Source organism: Gordonia neofelifaecis NRRL B-59395, assembly GCF_000192435.1.
Taxonomy (GTDB): domain Bacteria; phylum Actinomycetota; class Actinomycetes; order Mycobacteriales; family Mycobacteriaceae; genus Gordonia; species Gordonia neofelifaecis.
This window is the reverse complement of sequence record NZ_AEUD01000009.1, coordinates 56,033-74,461: the sequence shown is the minus strand read 5'-3', so window position 1 is coordinate 74,461 and position 18,429 is coordinate 56,033. Positions and strand designations below refer to the sequence as shown.

Annotated in this window: 19 protein-coding genes and 1 pseudogene; 12 read left to right on the top strand and 8 right to left on the bottom strand. The window is 68.2% G+C overall.

The window, feature by feature from the left end:
• The first annotated feature begins 7 nt into the window (after window positions 1-7).
• Window positions 8-1,213, top strand: a complete 1,206-nt coding sequence (locus SCNU_RS11490; protein ID WP_009679542.1) for an acyl-CoA dehydrogenase family protein — start codon at window positions 8-10, stop codon at window positions 1,211-1,213.
• Window positions 1,210-2,268: a phosphotransferase family protein gene (locus SCNU_RS11485; protein WP_009679541.1), complete on the top strand. Its 1,059-nt coding sequence runs from the start codon at window positions 1,210-1,212 to the stop codon at window positions 2,266-2,268. The genes SCNU_RS11490 and SCNU_RS11485 overlap by 4 nt, the downstream gene beginning before the upstream one ends.
• 22 nt (window positions 2,269-2,290) lie before the next feature.
• Here the strand turns inward: SCNU_RS11485 and SCNU_RS11480 are convergent, their stop codons facing one another.
• A complete protein-coding gene (locus tag SCNU_RS11480) occupies window positions 2,291-2,956 on the bottom strand; it encodes a histidine phosphatase family protein (RefSeq protein WP_009679540.1) in 666 nt (221 codons plus the stop codon).
• Between the two features lie 348 nt (window positions 2,957-3,304).
• On the opposite strand from SCNU_RS11480, the gene SCNU_RS11475 reads away from it, so the two are divergent.
• A complete protein-coding gene (locus SCNU_RS11475; RefSeq protein WP_009679539.1) occupies window positions 3,305-4,582 on the top strand; it encodes an ROK family transcriptional regulator in 1,278 nt (425 codons plus the stop codon).
• 10 nt (window positions 4,583-4,592) lie between these two features.
• Here SCNU_RS11475 and SCNU_RS11470 read toward each other — a convergent pair whose 3' ends face one another.
• Genes SCNU_RS11470 through SCNU_RS11460 form a run of 3 tightly spaced genes read right to left on the bottom strand, consistent with a single transcriptional unit; the run spans window position 4,593 to window position 7,442 of the window.
• Window positions 4,593-5,336, bottom strand: a complete 744-nt coding sequence (locus SCNU_RS11470; protein WP_009679538.1) for a substrate-binding domain-containing protein — start codon at window positions 5,334-5,336, stop codon at window positions 4,593-4,595.
• Between the two features lie 35 nt (window positions 5,337-5,371).
• Complete coding sequence (locus tag SCNU_RS11465) at window positions 5,372-6,271, bottom strand: adenylate/guanylate cyclase domain-containing protein (protein WP_009679537.1); 900 nt, start codon at window positions 6,269-6,271, stop codon at window positions 5,372-5,374.
• On the bottom strand, window positions 6,264-7,442 hold the full coding sequence (locus tag SCNU_RS11460; RefSeq protein WP_009679536.1) for a TetR/AcrR family transcriptional regulator: 1,179 nt from the start codon (window positions 7,440-7,442) through the stop codon (window positions 6,264-6,266). The genes SCNU_RS11465 and SCNU_RS11460 overlap by 8 nt, the downstream gene beginning before the upstream one ends.
• Window positions 7,443-7,567: 125 nt before the next feature.
• Between SCNU_RS11460 and SCNU_RS11455 the strand changes: the two genes are divergently transcribed.
• Window positions 7,568-8,779 (top strand): acetyl-CoA C-acetyltransferase, encoded by a 1,212-nt coding sequence (locus SCNU_RS11455; RefSeq protein WP_009679535.1) that lies wholly within the window; start codon window positions 7,568-7,570, stop codon window positions 8,777-8,779.
• A 33-nt stretch (window positions 8,780-8,812) separates the two neighbouring features.
• Entirely contained in the window at window positions 8,813-11,008 is a 2,196-nt protein-coding gene (locus SCNU_RS11450; RefSeq protein ID WP_009679534.1) for a 3-hydroxyacyl-CoA dehydrogenase NAD-binding domain-containing protein, read from the top strand.
• A gap of 107 nt (window positions 11,009-11,115) precedes the next feature.
• On the opposite strand, the gene SCNU_RS20615 is transcribed toward SCNU_RS11450, so the two are convergent.
• From SCNU_RS20615 to SCNU_RS11445, 3 genes and pseudogenes are all read right to left on the bottom strand, one after another.
• Window positions 11,116-11,253: a hypothetical protein gene (locus SCNU_RS20615; RefSeq protein WP_009679533.1), complete on the bottom strand. Its 138-nt coding sequence runs from the start codon at window positions 11,251-11,253 to the stop codon at window positions 11,116-11,118.
• A 67-nt stretch (window positions 11,254-11,320) separates the two neighbouring features.
• A pseudogene (locus SCNU_RS21135) lies at window positions 11,321-11,548 on the bottom strand (DUF1576 domain-containing protein); the annotation flags it as partial.
• Window positions 11,549-11,621: 73 nt separating this feature from the next.
• Window positions 11,622-12,395 carry an SGNH/GDSL hydrolase family protein gene (locus SCNU_RS11445; protein WP_040518292.1) on the bottom strand — a complete coding sequence of 258 codons (774 nt, stop codon included), beginning with the start codon at window positions 12,393-12,395 and terminating at the stop codon, window positions 11,622-11,624.
• 132 nt (window positions 12,396-12,527) lie between these two features.
• On the opposite strand from SCNU_RS11445, the gene SCNU_RS11440 reads away from it, so the two are divergent.
• From SCNU_RS11440 to SCNU_RS11420, 5 genes are read left to right on the top strand one after another with little or no spacing between them, the layout of a single operon-like run.
• Window positions 12,528-13,775 (top strand): alkane 1-monooxygenase, encoded by a 1,248-nt coding sequence (locus SCNU_RS11440; RefSeq protein ID WP_009679531.1) that lies wholly within the window; start codon window positions 12,528-12,530, stop codon window positions 13,773-13,775.
• Window positions 13,772-13,939 carry a rubredoxin gene (locus SCNU_RS11435; RefSeq protein ID WP_009679530.1) on the top strand — a complete coding sequence of 56 codons (168 nt, stop codon included), beginning with the start codon at window positions 13,772-13,774 and terminating at the stop codon, window positions 13,937-13,939. Before SCNU_RS11440 ends, SCNU_RS11435 begins: the two co-directional genes overlap by 4 nt.
• A 1-nt stretch (window position 13,940) precedes the next feature.
• A complete protein-coding gene (locus tag SCNU_RS11430) occupies window positions 13,941-14,129 on the top strand; it encodes a rubredoxin (RefSeq protein ID WP_009679529.1) in 189 nt (62 codons plus the stop codon).
• On the top strand, window positions 14,126-15,310 hold the full coding sequence (locus tag SCNU_RS11425) for an NAD(P)/FAD-dependent oxidoreductase (protein WP_009679528.1): 1,185 nt from the start codon (window positions 14,126-14,128) through the stop codon (window positions 15,308-15,310). Before SCNU_RS11430 ends, SCNU_RS11425 begins: the two co-directional genes overlap by 4 nt.
• On the top strand, window positions 15,307-15,921 hold the full coding sequence (locus SCNU_RS11420) for a TetR/AcrR family transcriptional regulator (RefSeq protein WP_009679527.1): 615 nt from the start codon (window positions 15,307-15,309) through the stop codon (window positions 15,919-15,921). The genes SCNU_RS11425 and SCNU_RS11420 overlap by 4 nt, the downstream gene beginning before the upstream one ends.
• A gap of 13 nt (window positions 15,922-15,934) precedes the next feature.
• Here the strand turns inward: SCNU_RS11420 and SCNU_RS11415 are convergent, their stop codons facing one another.
• A complete protein-coding gene (locus SCNU_RS11415) occupies window positions 15,935-16,792 on the bottom strand; it encodes an alpha/beta fold hydrolase (protein WP_009679526.1) in 858 nt (285 codons plus the stop codon).
• 29 nt (window positions 16,793-16,821) lie between these two features.
• Between SCNU_RS11415 and SCNU_RS11410 the strand changes: the two genes are divergently transcribed.
• Window positions 16,822-17,157 carry a hypothetical protein gene (locus tag SCNU_RS11410; RefSeq protein WP_040518259.1) on the top strand — a complete coding sequence of 112 codons (336 nt, stop codon included), beginning with the start codon at window positions 16,822-16,824 and terminating at the stop codon, window positions 17,155-17,157.
• A gap of 123 nt (window positions 17,158-17,280) precedes the next feature.
• Complete coding sequence (locus SCNU_RS11405) at window positions 17,281-18,387, top strand: L,D-transpeptidase (RefSeq protein ID WP_050792816.1); 1,107 nt, start codon at window positions 17,281-17,283, stop codon at window positions 18,385-18,387.
• Window positions 18,388-18,429: the final 42 nt, after the last annotated feature.

The following is an 18,429-nucleotide window of genomic DNA, read 5'->3' as shown; positions in this document are numbered from 1 at the left end:
GGGTCAGATGGCTGTCGATCTCGCATACAGCGCGCAGGTGCGCGATCTCGTCGAACGCACGTCGGCATTCATCGCCGACGAAGTGCTGCCGATCGAGATCCGCTTCGCGGGCGACATCACCGCAGCCGGTGGTGACGAGCTCCGCCGTGAACTCAACGACAAGGCCAAGGCCGCAGGAGTGTTCGCTCCCCACGCTCCGATCGAGTTCGGCGGCCTGGGACTGAACATGTCCGACCGTGCGCCGGTGTTCGAGGCGGCCGGCGCGTCGACGTTCGGGCCCGTCGCACTGCACATCGGTGCCCCGGACGAGGGCAACATCCACATGCTGGCGCACATCGCGACGGCGGAGCAGAAGCAGAAGTACCTCGCTCCGCTGGCCACGGGCGCGGTGCGCAGCGCGTTCGCGATGACCGAGCCCTCGCCCGGCGCCGGCGCCGATCCGAATGCGCTGTCGACGACGGCCGAGAAGGTCGACGGCGGCTGGAAGATCAACGGACTCAAGCGATTCATCACCGGCGCCGACGGTGCCGCGTTCTTCATCATCATGGCGCGGACGGTCGGGCAGCGCGGCGATCGAGGCGGTGCCACCATGTTCCTGGCGCCGGCCGAGACCGCGGGCATCAGCGTCGACCGGCACATCCACACCACCGACAAGTCGATGATCGGTGGGCACTGCGAGGTCAGCTTCACCGATGTCTTCGTCCCCGACGAGGACGTCCTCGGCGCCCCGCACGAGGGCTACCGCTACGCGCAGGTGCGACTCGGCCCGGCGCGAATGACGCACGTGATGCGGTGGATGGGCAGCGCGGTGCGCGCCCACCGGATCGCGGTCGACTACGTGGAGCAGCGTGAGGGCTTCGGCGGCCGCCTCGCCGACCTGGGCATGATGCAGCAGATGATCGCCGACAACGAGATCGACCTGGCCGCGGCGCGGGCACTGCTGGTTCGGGCCTGCTACGAACTCGACCTGGGAGAGCACGCGTCCGACTCGACGTCGATCGCGAAGACGTTCGGCGCCGAGGCGTTCTCGCGGGTCGCCGACCGCGCGATGCAGATGTGCGGCGGACTCGGCGTCTCCGAGGACCTCCCGCTCGCCCGCCTCGCGGCCGAACTGCGTCCGTTCCGCATCTACGACGGCCCCAGCGAAGTGCATCGCTGGGCCATCGCCAAGCGTGCCGTCGGACGTGCGCGCAAGGCGCGCGAGGCACAGTGACCGAGAACGACGGCCAGGAGAAGCACGTGGCATCCCATCCCGGACTGAGCGGCGACGATCTGCGGAAACTGTTGGCGGCCAATGAAATCGACGTCGCCGGTGAACTGCGGATCGACCTGATCAGCGGCGGGGGGGCGAATCTGACCTTCGATGTCCGCGACGACCGCAGTCACTGGGTGGTGCGGCGGCCGCCGATGGGCGGGCTGACACCGTCGGCGCACGACATGAACCGCGAATGGAACGTGACCTCCGCACTCGTGCAGACCGGTGTCCCAGTGCCGCCGACCGTGGCGATCGATCGCGACGGCGAGTTCATCGGCGCGCCGTGCACGGTCGTCGAATTCGTCGACGGCCGGGTGATCCGGTCCGTCGAGGACCTGGCCGAACTGAGCGATGCCGAGGTCACGGCGAGCGCGGACGCATTGGTGCGCACGCTGGCCGACCTCCATGCGGTGGACTATGAGGCGGTGGGCCTCGGCGACTTCGGCAGGCCGGACGGGTTCGCCGCGAGGCAGGTGAAGCTGTGGGCTCGCCAGTGGGGCATCGTCAAGACGCGCGAGCTGGACGACGTCGATCGTCTCGCCTCGGCGTTGACCGAGCGTGTGCCGTCGCAGGCGCGCAACGCGATCGTGCACGGCGACTTCCGTATCGACAACACGATCCTGGCGCCGAACGATCCGGGCACCGTTGCCGCGGTGGTGGATTGGGAGATGGCTGCGCTCGGTGACCCGATCGCGGACATCGCGCTGATGTGCGTGTACCGCGAACCGGTGTTCTCGTCGGTGCTCGGGTTCGACGCCGCCTGGACCAGCGATCGATATCCGGACGCGGACGGTCTGGCGCAGCGCTACGTCGAGGCGACCGGTGCGGACTTGGGCGACTGGCCCTTCTACCTGGGCTTGGCGAATCTCAAACTCGGTGTGATCGCCGAAGGCATCACGCATCGGGCGCTGGCCGGCGGTTCGTCGGGCGCTGCCGGGGCGGAGCGCGCGGCCGAGGCCACCGGCGCGTTCGTCGCCGCCGGACTGCGGGCGTTGGCCGCGTCCGCCGGCTGAGCGTCCGTTCCCGAAGGGTTCGCTACCGGTACGACATCAGCTCTGAACCGAGCGCGGAGACGTGGTCGTGGGCGTTCAAGGACACCAGCGTCATACCGCGCCCGCCCGCCAGCACCTTGGTGACGGACGTGTTGACGAAGGTCCGTGACATCTGCGGCCACGACCGTCCGGGGACGTCCCAGAGCTGGGCGACCAGCTGGGTGATCGATCCGGCCGACGACACCACGAGTACGGTCTTGCCCGATCCGGCCGCGGCCGCGGCACGATCGGCGGCGGCCCGGGTGCGCGCAGCGTACGCCGCGTACGTCTCGGGGCCGGTGTCGGCGCCGTCCACCCACTCGTGCAGCGCCCGGGTGATGGCGTCCTGGAAGGGCTTGCCGCCGCCGCGATAGATGTCGTCGGCCTCGGGCAGTGCGGGGGTCGTGTACTCGTTCCAGTCGGGATCGATCGTGGGTGCACCGGCGTCGGGAAACGCCTCCAGGATCCCGGCCATCGTCGCCTGCTGCCGGGGCAGATCCCCGCAGAACATCGCGTCGAACTGCGGGACCTGCGCGGCCAGGGCCTCGCCGGTCGCCCGCGCCTGGGCGAAGCCGAGCTCGGTCAAGCCGGGGCCGCCGACGGTGTCGGCGTCCGGGCCGTACGCGTGCGCAGGTGCCTGGCCGTGCCGGACGATGTAGAGAACTCCCACTGATTCCTCGCTGCAGGGTCATGGCCCGAGTGCGTGGGCCGGGTCGGCATCGCCGTGCTCCGCGTCGCGACGTCGGAGTCGGTCGTCACATTCTCAACTTAGACGGCCCACCTCACTTGCACGCCGCGTGGGTGCTTGCTACTTTTGGCGATCATGACCAGTCAGCTCTTCGCCGTCCCGGAGGTCACCTACGTGACCACCGCTCTGGGGTGCCGTCTGCCGCTGGCTCGGGTCCTTTGTTGTCGCCGAATGCGTTGACCCAGCTCCGCCTCGCGCTGTCCGCGCGGGATCCATTCGCGGCGTGACCCCTCTGTCGGTCCCGCCCAGGCAACAGGACCCTCACCAGAAATGACTTCTGCACTCGATCGCCCGATTCTGTCGAACGCCGCTCCGGTCGGCGTCGTCGTCCGCCCGGTCACCCGACGCCCCTCGGCGGCGAAGCCCGCGGCCAAGCCCGCCGCCGCACACGTGACCACCGCGAAACTCCAGCTCTCGACCAAGGCCGCCGCCCTGGTGCTGCGCACCGCGCGGGTGTCGGGACCGGTGTTCCGCGACGACGCCGCCGCTCTCACCGGGCTGTCCATCTCCACCGTCAATCGTCAGGTCAGCGCGCTGCTCAAGGCCGGTCTGATCCGCGAGCGGGCCGACCTCACGCCACCCGGCGCCGTCGGACGTCCGCGCGTGCCGTTCGAGGTGAACACCGACGGCTTCCTCGCCGTCGGCATCCACATCGGCTACAAGGTCACCTCGATCACCACCCACGACCTCGAGCACCGCGTCGCCGGCGCGATCGCCATCCCGACGCCGCAGGCCGACGATCCGGAAGAGGTCGTCGCCCAGATCGGTGCCAGCGCGCGACGCTTCGCCGACCGCTGGGTCGGCAAGCGGCTGCTGTGGGCCGGCGTCGCGATCGGTGGTCGCGTGGCCGACGGCGGATACGTCGACCATCCGCGACTGGGTTGGGAGGGCGTGCCCGTCGGGCGTCTCGTCGCGGAGGCACTGGGTCTCCCGGTGTCGGTCGCCTCACACGTCGAGGCGATGGCCGCCGCCGAACAGGTGGTGAACCCGGCCGACCAGAGCCAGAACTTCCTCTACTTCTACGCCCGCGAGATGGTCGGCATCGCCTTCAGCGTCGACGGCACCGTCCACACTCCGGCGGCCGGCCCGCCGACGATCGGGCATTTCCCGACCGGAGCCACCAAGCTCCTGGACCCGGATCGCACCGGACGCCTCGAACAGACGGTCAGTGATTCGGGCGTGGTCTACGCGGCGCAGACCGCCGGACTCGAGGTCGACTCCGTCGACGAACTGCGGACTCTCGCTCGCACGGGCGACACCGTCGCGAACGAGATCCTCATCGAGCGCGGCGAGGTGCTGGGCCGGACGGTGGCATTGATCTCCGACATCTTCAACCCGGACCACGTGATCCTGGGCGGGCAGGCGTTCACCGACTATCCCGAGGCGCTGCCCGCGGTCAGCAAGGCACTCCGTGCGACCACGGTCATCACCAAGCGCGACGTCCGCGTCGCGCGGTCGGCGATCACCGTGCAGCAGAAGGCGGCGGGTGCGGTGGCGCTCGACGCGATCTACGCCGATCCGCTCGACGCGCTGTCGTACACGGCCTGACCGCGCCCTGCTACCCGGACGGCGGTCCGAAGCCCGCCGTCGCCAGTGCGGCGCCGCCGATGGGCCCGATCACGGTCTTCACGAAATCCTCGGCGGTGGCGTTGTCGTCGCTGGTACGGCTCACCGCGATCGGGTAGCGGTTGATCACCTTCGCGAATACCGGATCGTCGACCACGTCGACGGTCACGCCCAGACCACGACGCGTCTGCGTCTGGTAGGCGAGCGCCGCGTCGGCGCGCCCGGACGCGACTGCCGAGACGGCGGCCTCGCCGGAGTCGACGTGAATGGGATCGGACAGTCCGACCCCGGTGATCTTCTCGAGGCGAGCCACGGCCGAGCCGCACGGCAGTCGGACCGCGCAGGTGGCGACCCGTAGACCTGGCCGCGCGAGATCGGCGAATCCGCGCAGCTGCCCGGGATTCCCGAGCGGGGTCACGATGATCAGCGAGTTCGACGCGAAGCGGCGGGGATCGATGACGCGCTCGCCCAGCCGGTCCATGGCCGCCTCGTCGTCGGTGGCGACGACGTCGGCGGGAGTGGTGCCCGACCGCGCGATGGTCACCCGGGCACCGGGATGCTGCTGCTCGAAGGTGGTCGCGATGGTGGCGAGGACGGCTTGCAGCGACTGCGGTGCGGAGACGGTGATGGATCTGTCCGCGGAGGCGTCGGAGCAGCCGGACAGTGCACTCGCGGCGAGGAACGCGGTGAGCGCCGCGACGGCGCTGCGGCGCGACAGGGATCGGTGCGTCCTCATGCCATCAGCCTAATGTCGCGGAGATCGGGCGGCGCTCAGCGCTTCCAGTTCCGATCGCGCACCAGCTTGAATGCGCGCAGCTTCCGATATCCGCGCACCGACAGAGAGGAGATCGGGGACACGTGCAGCGGTTCCAGGTCGCGCAGCGCCGAGGCGAGGTCGTCGTCGATCAGGGTGGTGGTCGACCGTGCGGAACTCGCCAGCCGGGCCGCGATGTTGACCGGCTCGCCGAATGCGTCGCCCATCCGCATCAGGACGTCGCCGCGCGCCATCCCGATCCGCAGGCTCGGCAGTTCGCCGTCGGCCGTCAGTCCGTGCAGGTCGATCGCGATCTCCGCGGCGGCAGTCGGATCCGAGACGGTGAACATCACCGCGTCGCCGATCGTCTTGATGATCTGTCCGCCGTGACCGGTGATGATCGCGTGCGCGGCGGATTCGAAGGTCTCCAGCAGGCTCTCGAGCTCAGTCATCCCGAGTCGACGCGACATCGAGGTGTATCCGACGATGTCGGCGAATCCGACGACCACCTCGGTGTGCTCGCTGTCGCGGCCCGCGTCGGTCAGTCCGGCCGCGAGATGCCTGCGCCACACCATGTCCTGCACTCGCGCGAGGGCTTCGACCATCTGCTCCGTCGTGGCCTCGACGTTCGGGTCGGCGGCCAGACGGGTGATCTCCTCCGCCTGCCACTGCGCGAGCCGGGCCGTCGCCTGCCCGATCGCGCGTGCGGCGGCCAACTGGGCGGTGGAGTCCATGGCCTGGTCGTTGCCCGCGAACACGCTGAGGGCGGCGAGATCGGCCTTCGAGAAGCGCTGGCCGTCTCCATCGGCTCCCTGCGCGAAACCGAAGGCGTTCCAGAATCGTCGGGCGTACGCCGGATCGAGTTGCAGCGCGGCGATCAGCTCGTCGCGCGAGTACTCGAGCGGAACGTCAGACACCCATCACACCTTTCATCAGATAGGCCATTCGGGCGGCGAACTCGGGACGCGGTGTGCTGCGGGGCAGCCGGACCGCGTCGTTGACGATCGCCAGGGCGGCGTGCACGGCGAGGACAGCCGACTCCGCGGACCGATCCGGGTCGATCTCGGTGAGCAACTGGATCCAGCGTGCCACGTAGCGCCGCTGGACCGCCAGCAGTTCCGCCGCCTGCGGCTCTCCGGCCAGCACATATGCACTGGTGAATCCGACGAGCAGGTCGGGGGTGGAGGTCACCGCATCGACGTAGCTGTCGACGAGTGCATTCAATCGTCCGGCCGGGTCGGCGGTGATCGCGTACGCCGCCATCGCACCGGCCTCCAGCCGCATCGCGCTGCGCCGGCTGATGCCGACCAGGATCGCCAGCTTGGATGGGAAGTGCTTGTAGACGCTGGGTCCGGTGATGCCGACGGCCGCCCCGATCTCGTCCATCCCGGTGCCTGCGAAACCCTGATCGGCGAACAGCCGGGCGGCCGCGTCGAGGATCTCGTCGCGCCGCGTCGGCAGGTCGTCGCCCAGGCCGACCGAGTCGTGCGGGGATGCCGCCTCGCTGGGCGAGAGCGCGATGGTGCGCCGAACGAGACCGAGGAGAAGGTCTTCGACGTCCCCCGCGCTCCCGCGCACGGCCCGACCGGCGCCGCTGCCGGCGACGCTGAGGACCGCGCCTGCCAGGTACATCGACTCCCGCTCGGTGAGCTCGGGGCGGTCGGCGCGGATCGCGGCGGCCCACTGCCGCAGCACCGTGCGCGTCCGGCGCACCACATCGGCGTTCTCGTCGGCGCTCAGATGCTGGCCCGACCACCGCCACAGCGAGGTGGCGTGCGGGTTCGAGATGCTCAGGGCGGTGACGCTGGTGGCTAGTGCATCGGATGGCTCGGGGTCGCTGTCGAGCCCGGCGCCGTCGGTGCTGACCTCGAGCTCGTCGACGCGAGTCTGCACGGCGGCCAGCAGCAGCGCCTGCTTGTCGGCGAAGTGCCGGTACACAGTGGGGGCGCTCACACCGGCCCGGCGGGCGATGTCGGCGACCGACACATGCGGGTATCCACGCTCGGCGAACAGCACGGTCGCTGCTTCGATGAGCTGCCTGCGGCGGTCTGTCGACCGCGGGCGCCGCGTCGCCTTGGTGGTTGTCATGATGAACCGACCATAGCCGATTGATGGCTGAATATGAACGACTTGACCACCAGGTATGGTCAAAAACGTTATTGAGGGTTAGCCTACGAAGGTAACCACTCTCGGTTCGTGTGAAAGGAACACCTGTGTCCGACGAAGCATTCATCTACGAGGCGGTCCGTACGCCCCGTGGCAAGCAGCGCGGCGGCTCGCTGCACAGCGTCAAGCCGATCGACCTGGTCTCCGGACTGATCGACGGACTGCTGGCGCGCCACAGCGACCTCGACCCGAAGGACATCAACGACGTCGTCCTCGGTGTCGTGTCGCCGGTCGGCGAGCAGGGCGCGGTCATCGCACGTACCGCGGCTCTCACCTCGGGCCTCGGCGAGACCGTCCCGGGCACGCAGATCAACCGTTTCTGTGCTTCGGGTCTGGAGGCCGTGAACCTGGCCGCGGCCAAGGTCAAGTCGGGATTCGACGACCTGGTGCTGGCCGGCGGCGTCGAGTCGATGTCGCGCGTGCCGATGGGCAGCGACGGCGGAGCGCTCTTCATGGACCCGGCCACCGCGTACGACAACTACATCGCCCCGCAGGGCATCGGCGCCGACCTGATCGCCACCATCGAGGGCTTCTCGCGTGAGGACGTCGACGCGTACGCCGCCGAGTCGCAGCGCCGCGCCGCCGAGGCCTGGGACAAGGGCTACTTCTCGAAGTCGATCATCCCGGTCAAGGACATCAACGGTGTCACCCTGCTCGACAACGACGAGCACCGTCGCCCCGGCACCACCGCCGAGAGCCTCGGCAAGCTGAAGCCCGCATTCGCGGGCCTCGCGGCCATGGCGGGCTTCGACGACGTCGTCATGCAGAAGTACCCGAACGTCGAGCAGGTCAACCACGTTCACACCGGTGGCAACAGCTCCGGCATCGTCGACGGTTCGGGCCTGGTCCTGGTCGGCTCCGAAGAGGCGGGCAAGCGCAACGGCCTGACCCCGCGCGCTCGCATCGTCTCGTACGGCGAGATCGGCTCGGAGCCCTCGATCATGCTCACCGGCCCGACCCCGTCGACCGAGCTCGCGCTGAAGCGCGCCGGCCTGACCGTCGACGACATCGACGTCTTCGAGCTGAACGAGGCCTTCGCCTCGGTCGTCATGAAGTGGATGAAGGACCTCAAGATCCCGCACGAGAAGGTCAACATCCACGGTGGCGCCATCGCTCTCGGCCACCCGCTCGGCGCCACCGGCGCGATGATTCTGGGCACCGTCGTCGACGAGCTCGAGCGCACCGGCGGCCGCTACGGCCTGGCCACCCTCTGCATCGGCGGCGGCATGGGCGTCGCAACCGTCATCGAGCGCCTCTGATCGCCCCGGACTAGAAGGAAAAGACTTAATCTCATGACTGACAACATGATCACGTGGGAGAAGGACGCCGACGGCGTCGTCATCCTCACCATGGATGACCCCAACCAGGGCGCCAACACGATGAACGAGACCTACATCAGCTCGATGTCGGCCACCGTCGATCGCCTCGAGGCGGAGAAGGACGACATCGCCGGTGTCGTGCTGACCTCGGCGAAGAAGACCTTCTTCGCGGGCGGCGACCTCAAGGACATGACCGCGGGCCGCGGTGACAAGTCCAAGGAGGAGATCGCCACCGAGATCACCAACCGCACCAACGGCATGAAGGCCGTGCTGCGTCGTCTGGAGACCCTCGGCAAGCCGGTCGTCGCCGCCATCAACGGCGCCGCGCTCGGCGGTGGCCTGGAGATCGCACTGCACTGCCACTACCGCATCGCAGCCGACGTCAAGGGCAACCAGCTGGGTCTGCCCGAGGTCACCCTCGGCCTGCTCCCCGGTGGCGGCGGCGTGGTCCGCACCGTCCGTCTTCTCGGCTTCCAGCAGGCGCTCATGGGCGTCCTCCTCCAGGGCCCGCGCCTGAAGCCGGCCAAGGCCAAGGAGATCGGTCTGGTCAACGAGGTCGTCGGCTCGATCGACGAGCTGATCCCCGCCGCCAAGGCCTGGATCGCCGCCAACCCGGAGGCGCAGCAGCCGTTCGACGTCAAGGGCTACAAGATGCCCGGTGGCGCGCCGACCAACCCGGCCGTCGCGGCGAACCTGCCCGCCTTCCCGGCACTCCTGCGCAAGCAGATCAAGGGCACCAACATGCCCGCACCGCGCGCCATCCTGGCCGCGGCCATCGAAGGCGCGTACGTCGACGTCGACACCGCCGACCAGGTGGAGACCCGCTACTTCGTGTCGCTCGTGACCGGTCAGGTCGCGCAGAACATGATCAAGGCGTTCTTCTTCGACCTCCAGCACATCAACGGCGGCGGCTCGCGCCCGGAGGGCTACGACAAGTACCAGGCCAAGAAGGTCGGTGTCATCGGCGCGGGCATGATGGGCGCCGCAATCGCATACGTGTCGGCCAAGGCCGGCATCGAGGTCGTCCTGAAGGACATCGACCTCGACGCTGCCAAGCGCGGCAAGGCGTACTCGGAGAAGCTCGAGGAGAAGGCCCTCTCGCGCGGCAAGACCACGCAGGAGAAGAGCGACGCTCTGCTCGCCCGGATCACCCCGACCGTCGACCCCGCCGACTTCAAGGGCGTGGACCTGGTGATCGAGGCCGCATTCGAGTCGGTCGAGGTCAAGAACAAGGTGTTCCAGGAGATCGAGGACATCGTCGAGCCGGACGCCGTGCTCGGCTCGAACACCTCGACCCTGCCGATCACCATCCTGGCCGAGGGCGTCAAGCGGGCCGAGGACTTCATCGGCATCCACTTCTTCTCGCCGGTCGACAAGATGCCGCTGGTGGAGATCATCAAGGGTGCCAAGACCTCGGACGCCGTGCTGGCGAAGGTCATCGACTACACGCTGCAGATCCGCAAGACGCCGATCGTCGTGAACGACAGCCGCGGCTTCTTCACCTCGCGCGTCATCGGCACCTTCATCAACGAGGCCGTCGCCGCCGTCGGTGAGGGCGTCGAGCCGGCGTTCATCGAGCAGGCCGGCAGCCAGGCCGGATACCCGGCTCCGCCGCTGCAGCTGATGGACGAGCTGACTCTGACCCTGCCGCAGAAGATCCGCAAGGAGACCGAAGCGGCCATCCGTGCGGCCGGCCAGGAGCCGCCGCAGCACGGTTCGTACGCGGTCATCGACAAGATGGTCGAGCTGGGTCGGACGGGCAAGAAGGACAACGCCGGCTTCTACGACTACGCGGACGGCAAGCGCAGCCTGATCTGGCCGGGCGTGCGCGAGAACTTCGGCTCGGGCACCGCCGAGATCCCGCTCGAGGACATGAAGGAGCGCATGCTCTTCGCCGAGGCGCTCGAGACCGTGAAGTGCTTCGACGAGGGTGTGCTCACCTCCGTCGAGGACGCCAACATCGGTTCGATCTTCGGCATCGGATTCCCGGCCTGGACCGGCGGTGTCGTCCAGTACATCAACCAGTACGAGGGCGGCCTGAAGGGCTTCGTCGACCGCGCTCGCGATCTGGCGTCGAAGTACGGCAGCCACTTCGAGCCCCCGGCCTCGCTCGTCGAGAAGGCCGACTCCGGCATCGAGAAGCTGACGAACGAGAACCTCGTCAAGTAGCGACTCGCTAGCCGCGTCGTATCGCTTGTGCCGTATTCCGTTACCCGATTCGGGTAACGGAATACGGCATAAGCGTTTTCGGGGGGTGGTGCCGCAAAGCCTTCTGGCTACCGCGCCTGAGGCAGACGCGAGATCTCGCCGGACCGACGCTCGGCCATCGGCACCGCGACGGGGTCGTCCGGCCGATCGGTGGCGTGGCGTTTGCTGAAGACTAGCGCGACCGGGGTGACGACCGCGGCGACCATGCCGGCCGCGAAACCGTTGCCATACAGATTCAGTCCTATCGTCAGCGCCCCCCGCGACCTGGGCGACGGAGACGTGCAGGAATCCCGCCAACAGACCCCACAGAACTCTGAAGGGTCCGGCGATCGGTGCCAGACAGGTGCCGAACATGATCGCCCAGACGACGCCGGGGTCGTCGAGGCCGAGCGGTTTGGTCAGGGCGCCGAGCAGGACTCCGGCCATCACCGGAATCACGTTGAGCGTGTGCTTTCCGCAGGCGCTGAACCCGACGACGCGGAACCGAGTGGCGGCCGTCAGAACGCTCTGCGGCGAGGCAGATTGTAGCCCGGTCCGAATCGGCGGGTGTGTGGCGAACCGCGCCTTTGGTGCGTCAGGTCCCCGGTACGACGACCGGCAGCAGCTCGGGTCGTTTCGGGGTCCGGCCGTCGCCGAGCGACCGTCCGCGGATCTTGCGGATGAGCCAGGGGGTGAAGAAGGCGACGAACCAGCGTGCGTCGTCGAGCGCTCGGGAGACGCGATTCGGATCGCCGGCCGGCGGCAGAGGGCGGCCCCAATCCGCCGAACTGCCGGGCAGTCCGAGTGCGAACGCGGCGCCCGCGGCGAACCGGTCGTGGCCGGAGGGGGAGGCGTGCAGGCGGTCGGGAGACCACGACCGCAGGTCCGAGAGCACCGGGGCGGAGTACAGGTCGACGAGGACGAAGCCGTACGTCTCGGCGAAGTCCCGCATCATCTGGTTCATCGCCGCGAGTCGCTGCTCGATCCGTGTGCCGAACGGAATGGTCTGCGCGACGTCGGGGAATGTCGAGATCACCACGGTCGCACCGGATTCCGCGAGTCGCCGATAGATGTAGTCGAGGTCGGCATGAACGACGGCGAGGTCGATCCGGCCGATCACGTCGTTCATGCCGAGGGGTGCGGCGATCAGATCGGGATCCAGGGCCAGTGCGGGTTCCAGTTGCTCGTCGCGCGTGTTTCGGGTGTTCTTCCCGCGGACGGCGAGGTTGGCGTATCGGAGATCGGGATTCATCACGGTCAGTTGCTCGGCGAGTCGATCGGCCCACCCTCGGTAGCCGGTCCTGGCGTCACCGTCGCACATGCCTTCGGTCTGGGAGTCCCCGATTGCGACGAACCGTGAGTAATCCATGTCGAAGATCATATTCCCGTTGAAGGGGCCGGCGGCATCGGCGTGGTTTACAAATCAATTCAAATATCTAGACAGAGGACGGGTATAGGTCTACTGTCAAACTCGAACGGCCCGCCGGACGAGGAGGAAGACATGGCGAACCCGACGATCGATCAGAGCCCCGCGGAAGCGGTGGCCTGGCGCGACAAGAAGCGACACCTGTGGATGCTCGGCCTGATCCCGCCGACTGCGATCTTCATCGCGACCGGCCTGGTGGCGCTCTTCAATCGGGCGTCCGACGCCCTCGGCTGGAGCTGGATCTCCGCGGTCTCGCCGGTGTGGTGGTGGATCGGTCCGATCCTGATCTACGTCTTGCTTCCGATCCTCGACGTGTTCTTCGGCCCCGATGGTCAGAACCCGCCCGAGGAGCTGATGGAACAGCTGGAGGCGGACCGGTACTACCGCTACTGCACCTATGCCTACATCCCGTTCCAGCTGGTCAGCGTCGTCTTCGCGTGCTACCTGTGGACCGCGAGCGACCTGTCGTGGCTCGGCGTCGACGGCGGACTCGGCCTCGCGGCGAAGATCGGGGTGGCCCTGTCGATCGGTGCGATGGGCGGCATCGGCATCAACACCGCGCACGAACTCGGTCACAAGAAGGTCAGTCTGGAGCGGTGGCTCTCCAAGATCACCCTCGCGCAGACCTTCTACGGCCACTTCTACATCGAGCACAACCGCGGCCATCACGTCCGCGTCGCCACCCCGGAGGATCCGGCGAGTTCGCGATTCGGTGAGACCTTCTGGACCTTCCTGCCCCGCAGCGTGTTCGGCAGCCTGAAGTCGGCGTGGGAACTCGAGGCCACCCGCATGAAGCGCCTCGACCGCCCGGTCTTCCACCCGAGCAACGACGTCCTCAACGCCTGGGTCATGTCCATCGTCCTGTGGGGCGCGCTGACGGCGATCTTCGGCTGGCAGATCCTGCCCTTCGTCGCCATCCAGGCGATCTACGGATTCTCGCTGCTGGAGACCGTCAACTACCTCGAGCATTACGGACTGCGCAGGAAGAAGAACGACCGCGGGCGGTACGAGCGCTGCACGCCGCAGCACAGCTGGAACTCCGACCACATCTGCACCAACATCTTCCTGTACCACCTGCAGCGGCACAGCGATCACCACGCGAACCCCACCCGCCGCTATCAGACACTTCGGAGCTTCGACGACGCGCCGAACCTGCCCAGCGGCTACGCCAGCATGATCACCCTGGCCTACTTCCCGCCGATCTGGCGTCGCGTGATGGACAAGCGGGTCATCGCCCACTACGACGGCGACCTCACCCGGGCCAACCTGCAGCCGGGTAAGGAAGCCAAGCTGCTCGCCAAGTACGAGGAGGCTGCGGCATGAGCTCCTACCGCTGCGAGGTGTGCGACTACGTGTACGACGAGGCGACGGGAGCCCCACGCGAGGGATTCCCTGCCGGCACTGCCTGGACCGACATCCCCGACGACTGGGCCTGCCCCGACTGCGGGGTCCGCGAGAAGATCGACTTCGAACTGATTGGACGATGACATGACCACCGCCGACTACAGACTCTTCCGCTGCATGCAGTGCGGATTCGAGTACGACGAAGCCGAGGGCTGGCCGGAGGACGGCATCGAACCCGGCACCCGCTGGGACGACATCCCCGACGACTGGAGCTGCCCCGACTGCGGTGCCGCCAAGGCCGATTTCGAGATGGTCGAGGTCGCGCGCTCATGACCGGGGAGGCCGGGCGCGGCGCGGGAGTGGTCATCGTCGGCACCGGGACCGCCGGAACGACCGCGGCGGCGACGCTGCGAGCCGAGGGGTTCGACGGTCCGGTCACGCTGATCGGAGCCGAGCCCGGCCTGCCGTACCGTCGGACCGCGTTGTCGAAGGACCTGCTGGCCGCCGATCTGTCGGAACCGCGGATCGCCCTCCAGAAGCCGGACTTCTGGGAAGCGAAGAGCATCGACGTCCGAGTCGGCGTCCGCGTCATCGCAGTGGACCCCGAGGACCGGACGGTCGAGCTCGACGACGGCGACGTCCTCGACTATCGGGCGCTGATCCTCGCGACCGGCGGACAGCCGGTGCGGCCGGCCTGGCTCGACGATCAGGTGCCGACGTTGCGGACCCGAGACGACGCCCTCGCGATCCGCGACGGCGTGACCGAGTCGCAGCGGCTCGTCGTGATCGGCGGGGGACTGATCGGACTCGAGCTGGCCGCGTCCGCCGCCTCGCACGGTCTGCTCGCAACGGTGGTCGAAGCCGGCCACCGAGTCGCCGCGCGGGTGGTGCCGCCCGTGGTCTCCGACTATCTCGCGACCCTGCACACGGCGAACGGAGTCTGGCTCCGCACGGAGTCGCCCGCGGACTCGGCCACCGCGCGGCGCGTGCAGCTCTCGGACGGTGCGCAGCTGGTGGGCACGGTGGTCGCCGCGATCGGGGCGGCCCCCGACATCGCGCTGGCCGCCGCCGCGGGTGCGTCGACCTGTGCGGCGGGCGTCGTCGTCGACCATGCGCTCGCCACCGACGTCCCCGGGATCTTCGCGGCGGGCGACGCCGCGGCGCTGCCGGATCTGCGGACCGGCGAGCCCGCGCGCGGCGAGCACTGGTTCGGTGCCACCGACCAGGGCAAGGCGGTCGCGAAGTCGGTGCTCGCGTCGTTCGCCGGAGAGCCGGCCGCGCCGTTCGTCGAGGTCCCGCGGGCCTGGACCATGCAGTACGGCGTCAACATCCAGATGGTCGGCTGGCCCACAGTCGACGGCGAGGTGATCGTCGACGGTTCGATCGCCGACGGTGACGCGACGGTCCGCACCGTCGTCGACGGCGAGCTGGTGGGAGCGGTGACCGTGGGCCGGGCCGCGGCGGCTCGGGACTGCCGTGCGGAGATCGCGGCAGCGCTAGGCTCGACGGTGTGAGTGCCCCCGCCCAGTCCACGCCGAGCTTCGCCGAAGCGAGCAAGCAACTGCTTCGCACGACGCTGCTCGACGGCCTGCGGACCCTTCTGCGGGAGAAGGACTGGGCGCGGGTGACGATGGCCGACGTCGCCAAGCAGGCGGGGGTCAGCAGGCAGACCGTCTACAACGAGTTCGCGTCGCGGGCCGGACTGTCGCAGGCGTACGCGCTGCGCCTCGCCGACGAGTTCACGACCGAGATCGGCATCGCGATCGACGCGAACGTCGACGACGTGACCGGTGCGCTGCGGTCGGGGTTCGCGGCCTTCTTCGCCAGTGCCGCGGACGATCCGCTGATCCAGTCGCTGCTGTCGGGCGAGGCGAAACCCGATCTGCTCAAGCTCATCACCACCGATGCCGCGCCGATCATCAGCGCTGCCAGCGCCCGGCTGGAAGTGATCCTCGTCGAGTCCTGGGTCGCCGTCGATCAGGCGACCGCCGGTCGTATCGCGCGGATGATCACCCGCATGGCGCTCAGCTACGTCGCCATGCCGCCCGACGCGGACGCCGACTCCGACGTCGCCGACGACCTCGCGTCGGTCCTCGCCCCCGCGGTCATCGCGGCGCGGGGATGAGACCGCCTGCGAGCTACCGAGACAGGAAGGCGCGGACGGATGATTCGAAGGCGTCCTTCGCCTCGATCATCACCCAGTGACCGCACTTCGGGAACACGTGGAGTTCGGCGTCGGGGATCAGGCGCATCGGGACCATCGACATGTCCGGCGGGCTCACGCGATCGTCGCGTCCCCACGTCAGCAGGGTCGGGCACTTCACCAGGTGCATGAGCGACCAGTAGGGCGGAGTGTCCGAGTTGGCCATGAACTGCTGCATCATCTCGAATGCCTTGGAGCCGTACATCATCGCCGCCGTCTTCTGTGCGGCCGGGTCGCTCGCCGCCGCCCACCGCTCCTCGATGAGTTCCTCGGTGACGAGGGCGCGGTCGTAGACCATCGAGTTCAGCCAGCGGACCAACTTGTCACGGTCGGGGGCGTCGGTGAACTCCTGCAGCAACCGGATGCCCTCGGAGGGACTGGAGCTGAAGACGTTCGGGCCCACGCCGCCGATGGTCACCAGCTTCTCGACGCGATCGGGGTGCTTGATCGCGAGATTGACGCCGACCACGCCGCCCATCGAGTTGCCGATCATCGCGGCCGATGAGATCCCGAGGGCGTCCATGAACCGGATGACCGCGGCGCCCGCGGTGAGCACCGGGTGGCCGTCGACCGGATCGGAGACGCCGAAGCCGGGGAACTCGACGATGTAGCAGTGATGCGTCTCGGCGAAGTACCCGAGATTGCCGCGGTAGTTGCGCCAGCCGTTGACCCCGGGACCCGAACCGTGCAGCAGGATCAGCACGTCGTCGTTGTGCTCGCCGGCCTCGTGGTAGCGGATGACGCCCTCGTCGGTGCTGATCTCGCGCTTGGTTCCCTCGTAAGTCACGTCCATGCCGACCACAATAGAACGTGTTCTAGTTTATGGATAGTCGTATCCTGGTGAGCGTGAAGATCGATGTCTCAGTTCCACTCGTCACCGCAGGTCTGATCGGCGGCTTCGCCACCGCCCGCTATTCCGGAGTCCGCCCGGCCGGCGGCGCCGTTCTCGCGGCGGCGGGCATCGGGGCCGGCCGCAGCTGGCTGCGACGTGGTCCGGTCGTTACGAGTGCCTTGTCTGTGACGTACCTCGGTGCGTTCGGAATCTCACATCCCCTCGCGAAGAAGCTCGGTGCATGGCCGTCCGTGCTGGTCGTGACGGGTGCCGCCGCGGGTACGACTGCCGCGGCACTGGCCCTCGCTGATAAATCGTCGCGCTGATTCACAGGAACTCGGTGGAGAATTGTCGAGTGGTGCACGGGCGCCGCTCTCTGGCACTCGAGGGGATAGACAGTGATTCGACGTAACTCCGCGATCCTGGTGTCATGCCTGATCGGCGTGGCGATGGTGATCGCGGCCTGCAGCGGCACCGAATCGGCGCCGCCGGCGCCTCCGGCCGCAGTGGCGGTCCCGGTGGCCAACGGCAAGCCGATCAATCCGACGACGCCGATCGTCGTCGACGCGACCGGCGGCACGCTCACCACCGTGACGGTGACCAACGCGGGCGGCAAGAAGGTCGACGGCAAGCTCGACGCGAACGCGACGCACTGGACCACATCCGAGGACCTCGGCTACGGCGGGACGTACACCGTCGCCGCGACTGCGGTGAACAGTGACAAGAAGCCGACCACCAAGTCCTTCACCGTCACCACCATCAGCCCGGACGACACCGCGTACGCCAACGTCGTCCCGTCGCCCGACGTGGTCTCCGATGTGGGGATCGGCGTCGGCCAGCCGCTCGTCTTCCAGTTCACCAAGCCCGTGCAGAACAAGGCCGAGGTGGAGAAGCACCTCAAGGTCACCACCACGCCGGCGCAGCCCGGCGCCTGGTACTGGGTCGACGACCAGAACGTGCATTACCGCGGCCCCGAGTACTGGAAGCCCGGGACCAAGATCCACATGGAGGCCGACGTCTACGGCGTCGATCTGGGCGACGGCGTGTACGGCGCCGAGGACAACGCCGTCGACTACACCGTTCACGACTCCTGGGTCGCGAAGGCCGACGGTGCCACCGAACTGCTGACCGTGTTCCACAACGGAGAGCAGGTCAAGCAGATGCCGATGAGCCTCGGCGAGCCGAACAACCCGTCGCACACCGGTCCCCATGTCATCTCCGAGAAGGCCGCCGTGACCGTGATGGACTCGTGCACCTTCGGTGTCTGCCAGGGCGATCCCGGCTACTACAAGGAGACCGTCTACAACGACCTGCGGATCTCGAACGACGGCGAGTTCGTGCACTCGGCGCCGTGGTCGGTGGGACAGCAGGGCTCCTCGAACGTCTCGCACGGCTGCGTGAACCTCAGCCCCGCCGATTCGCAGTGGATGTTCGACCACTTCGGTCTCGGCGACGTCGTCGAGATCACCAACTCCGGCGGCCCGCCGCTGCCGGTGTGGGACACCTACGGCGACTGGGAACTCACCTGGGACCAGTGGAAGGCGGGCAACGCGTAGGCGGCGTCCCGCCCTCGAAGAAAGTGTCGAGCAATCGATCCT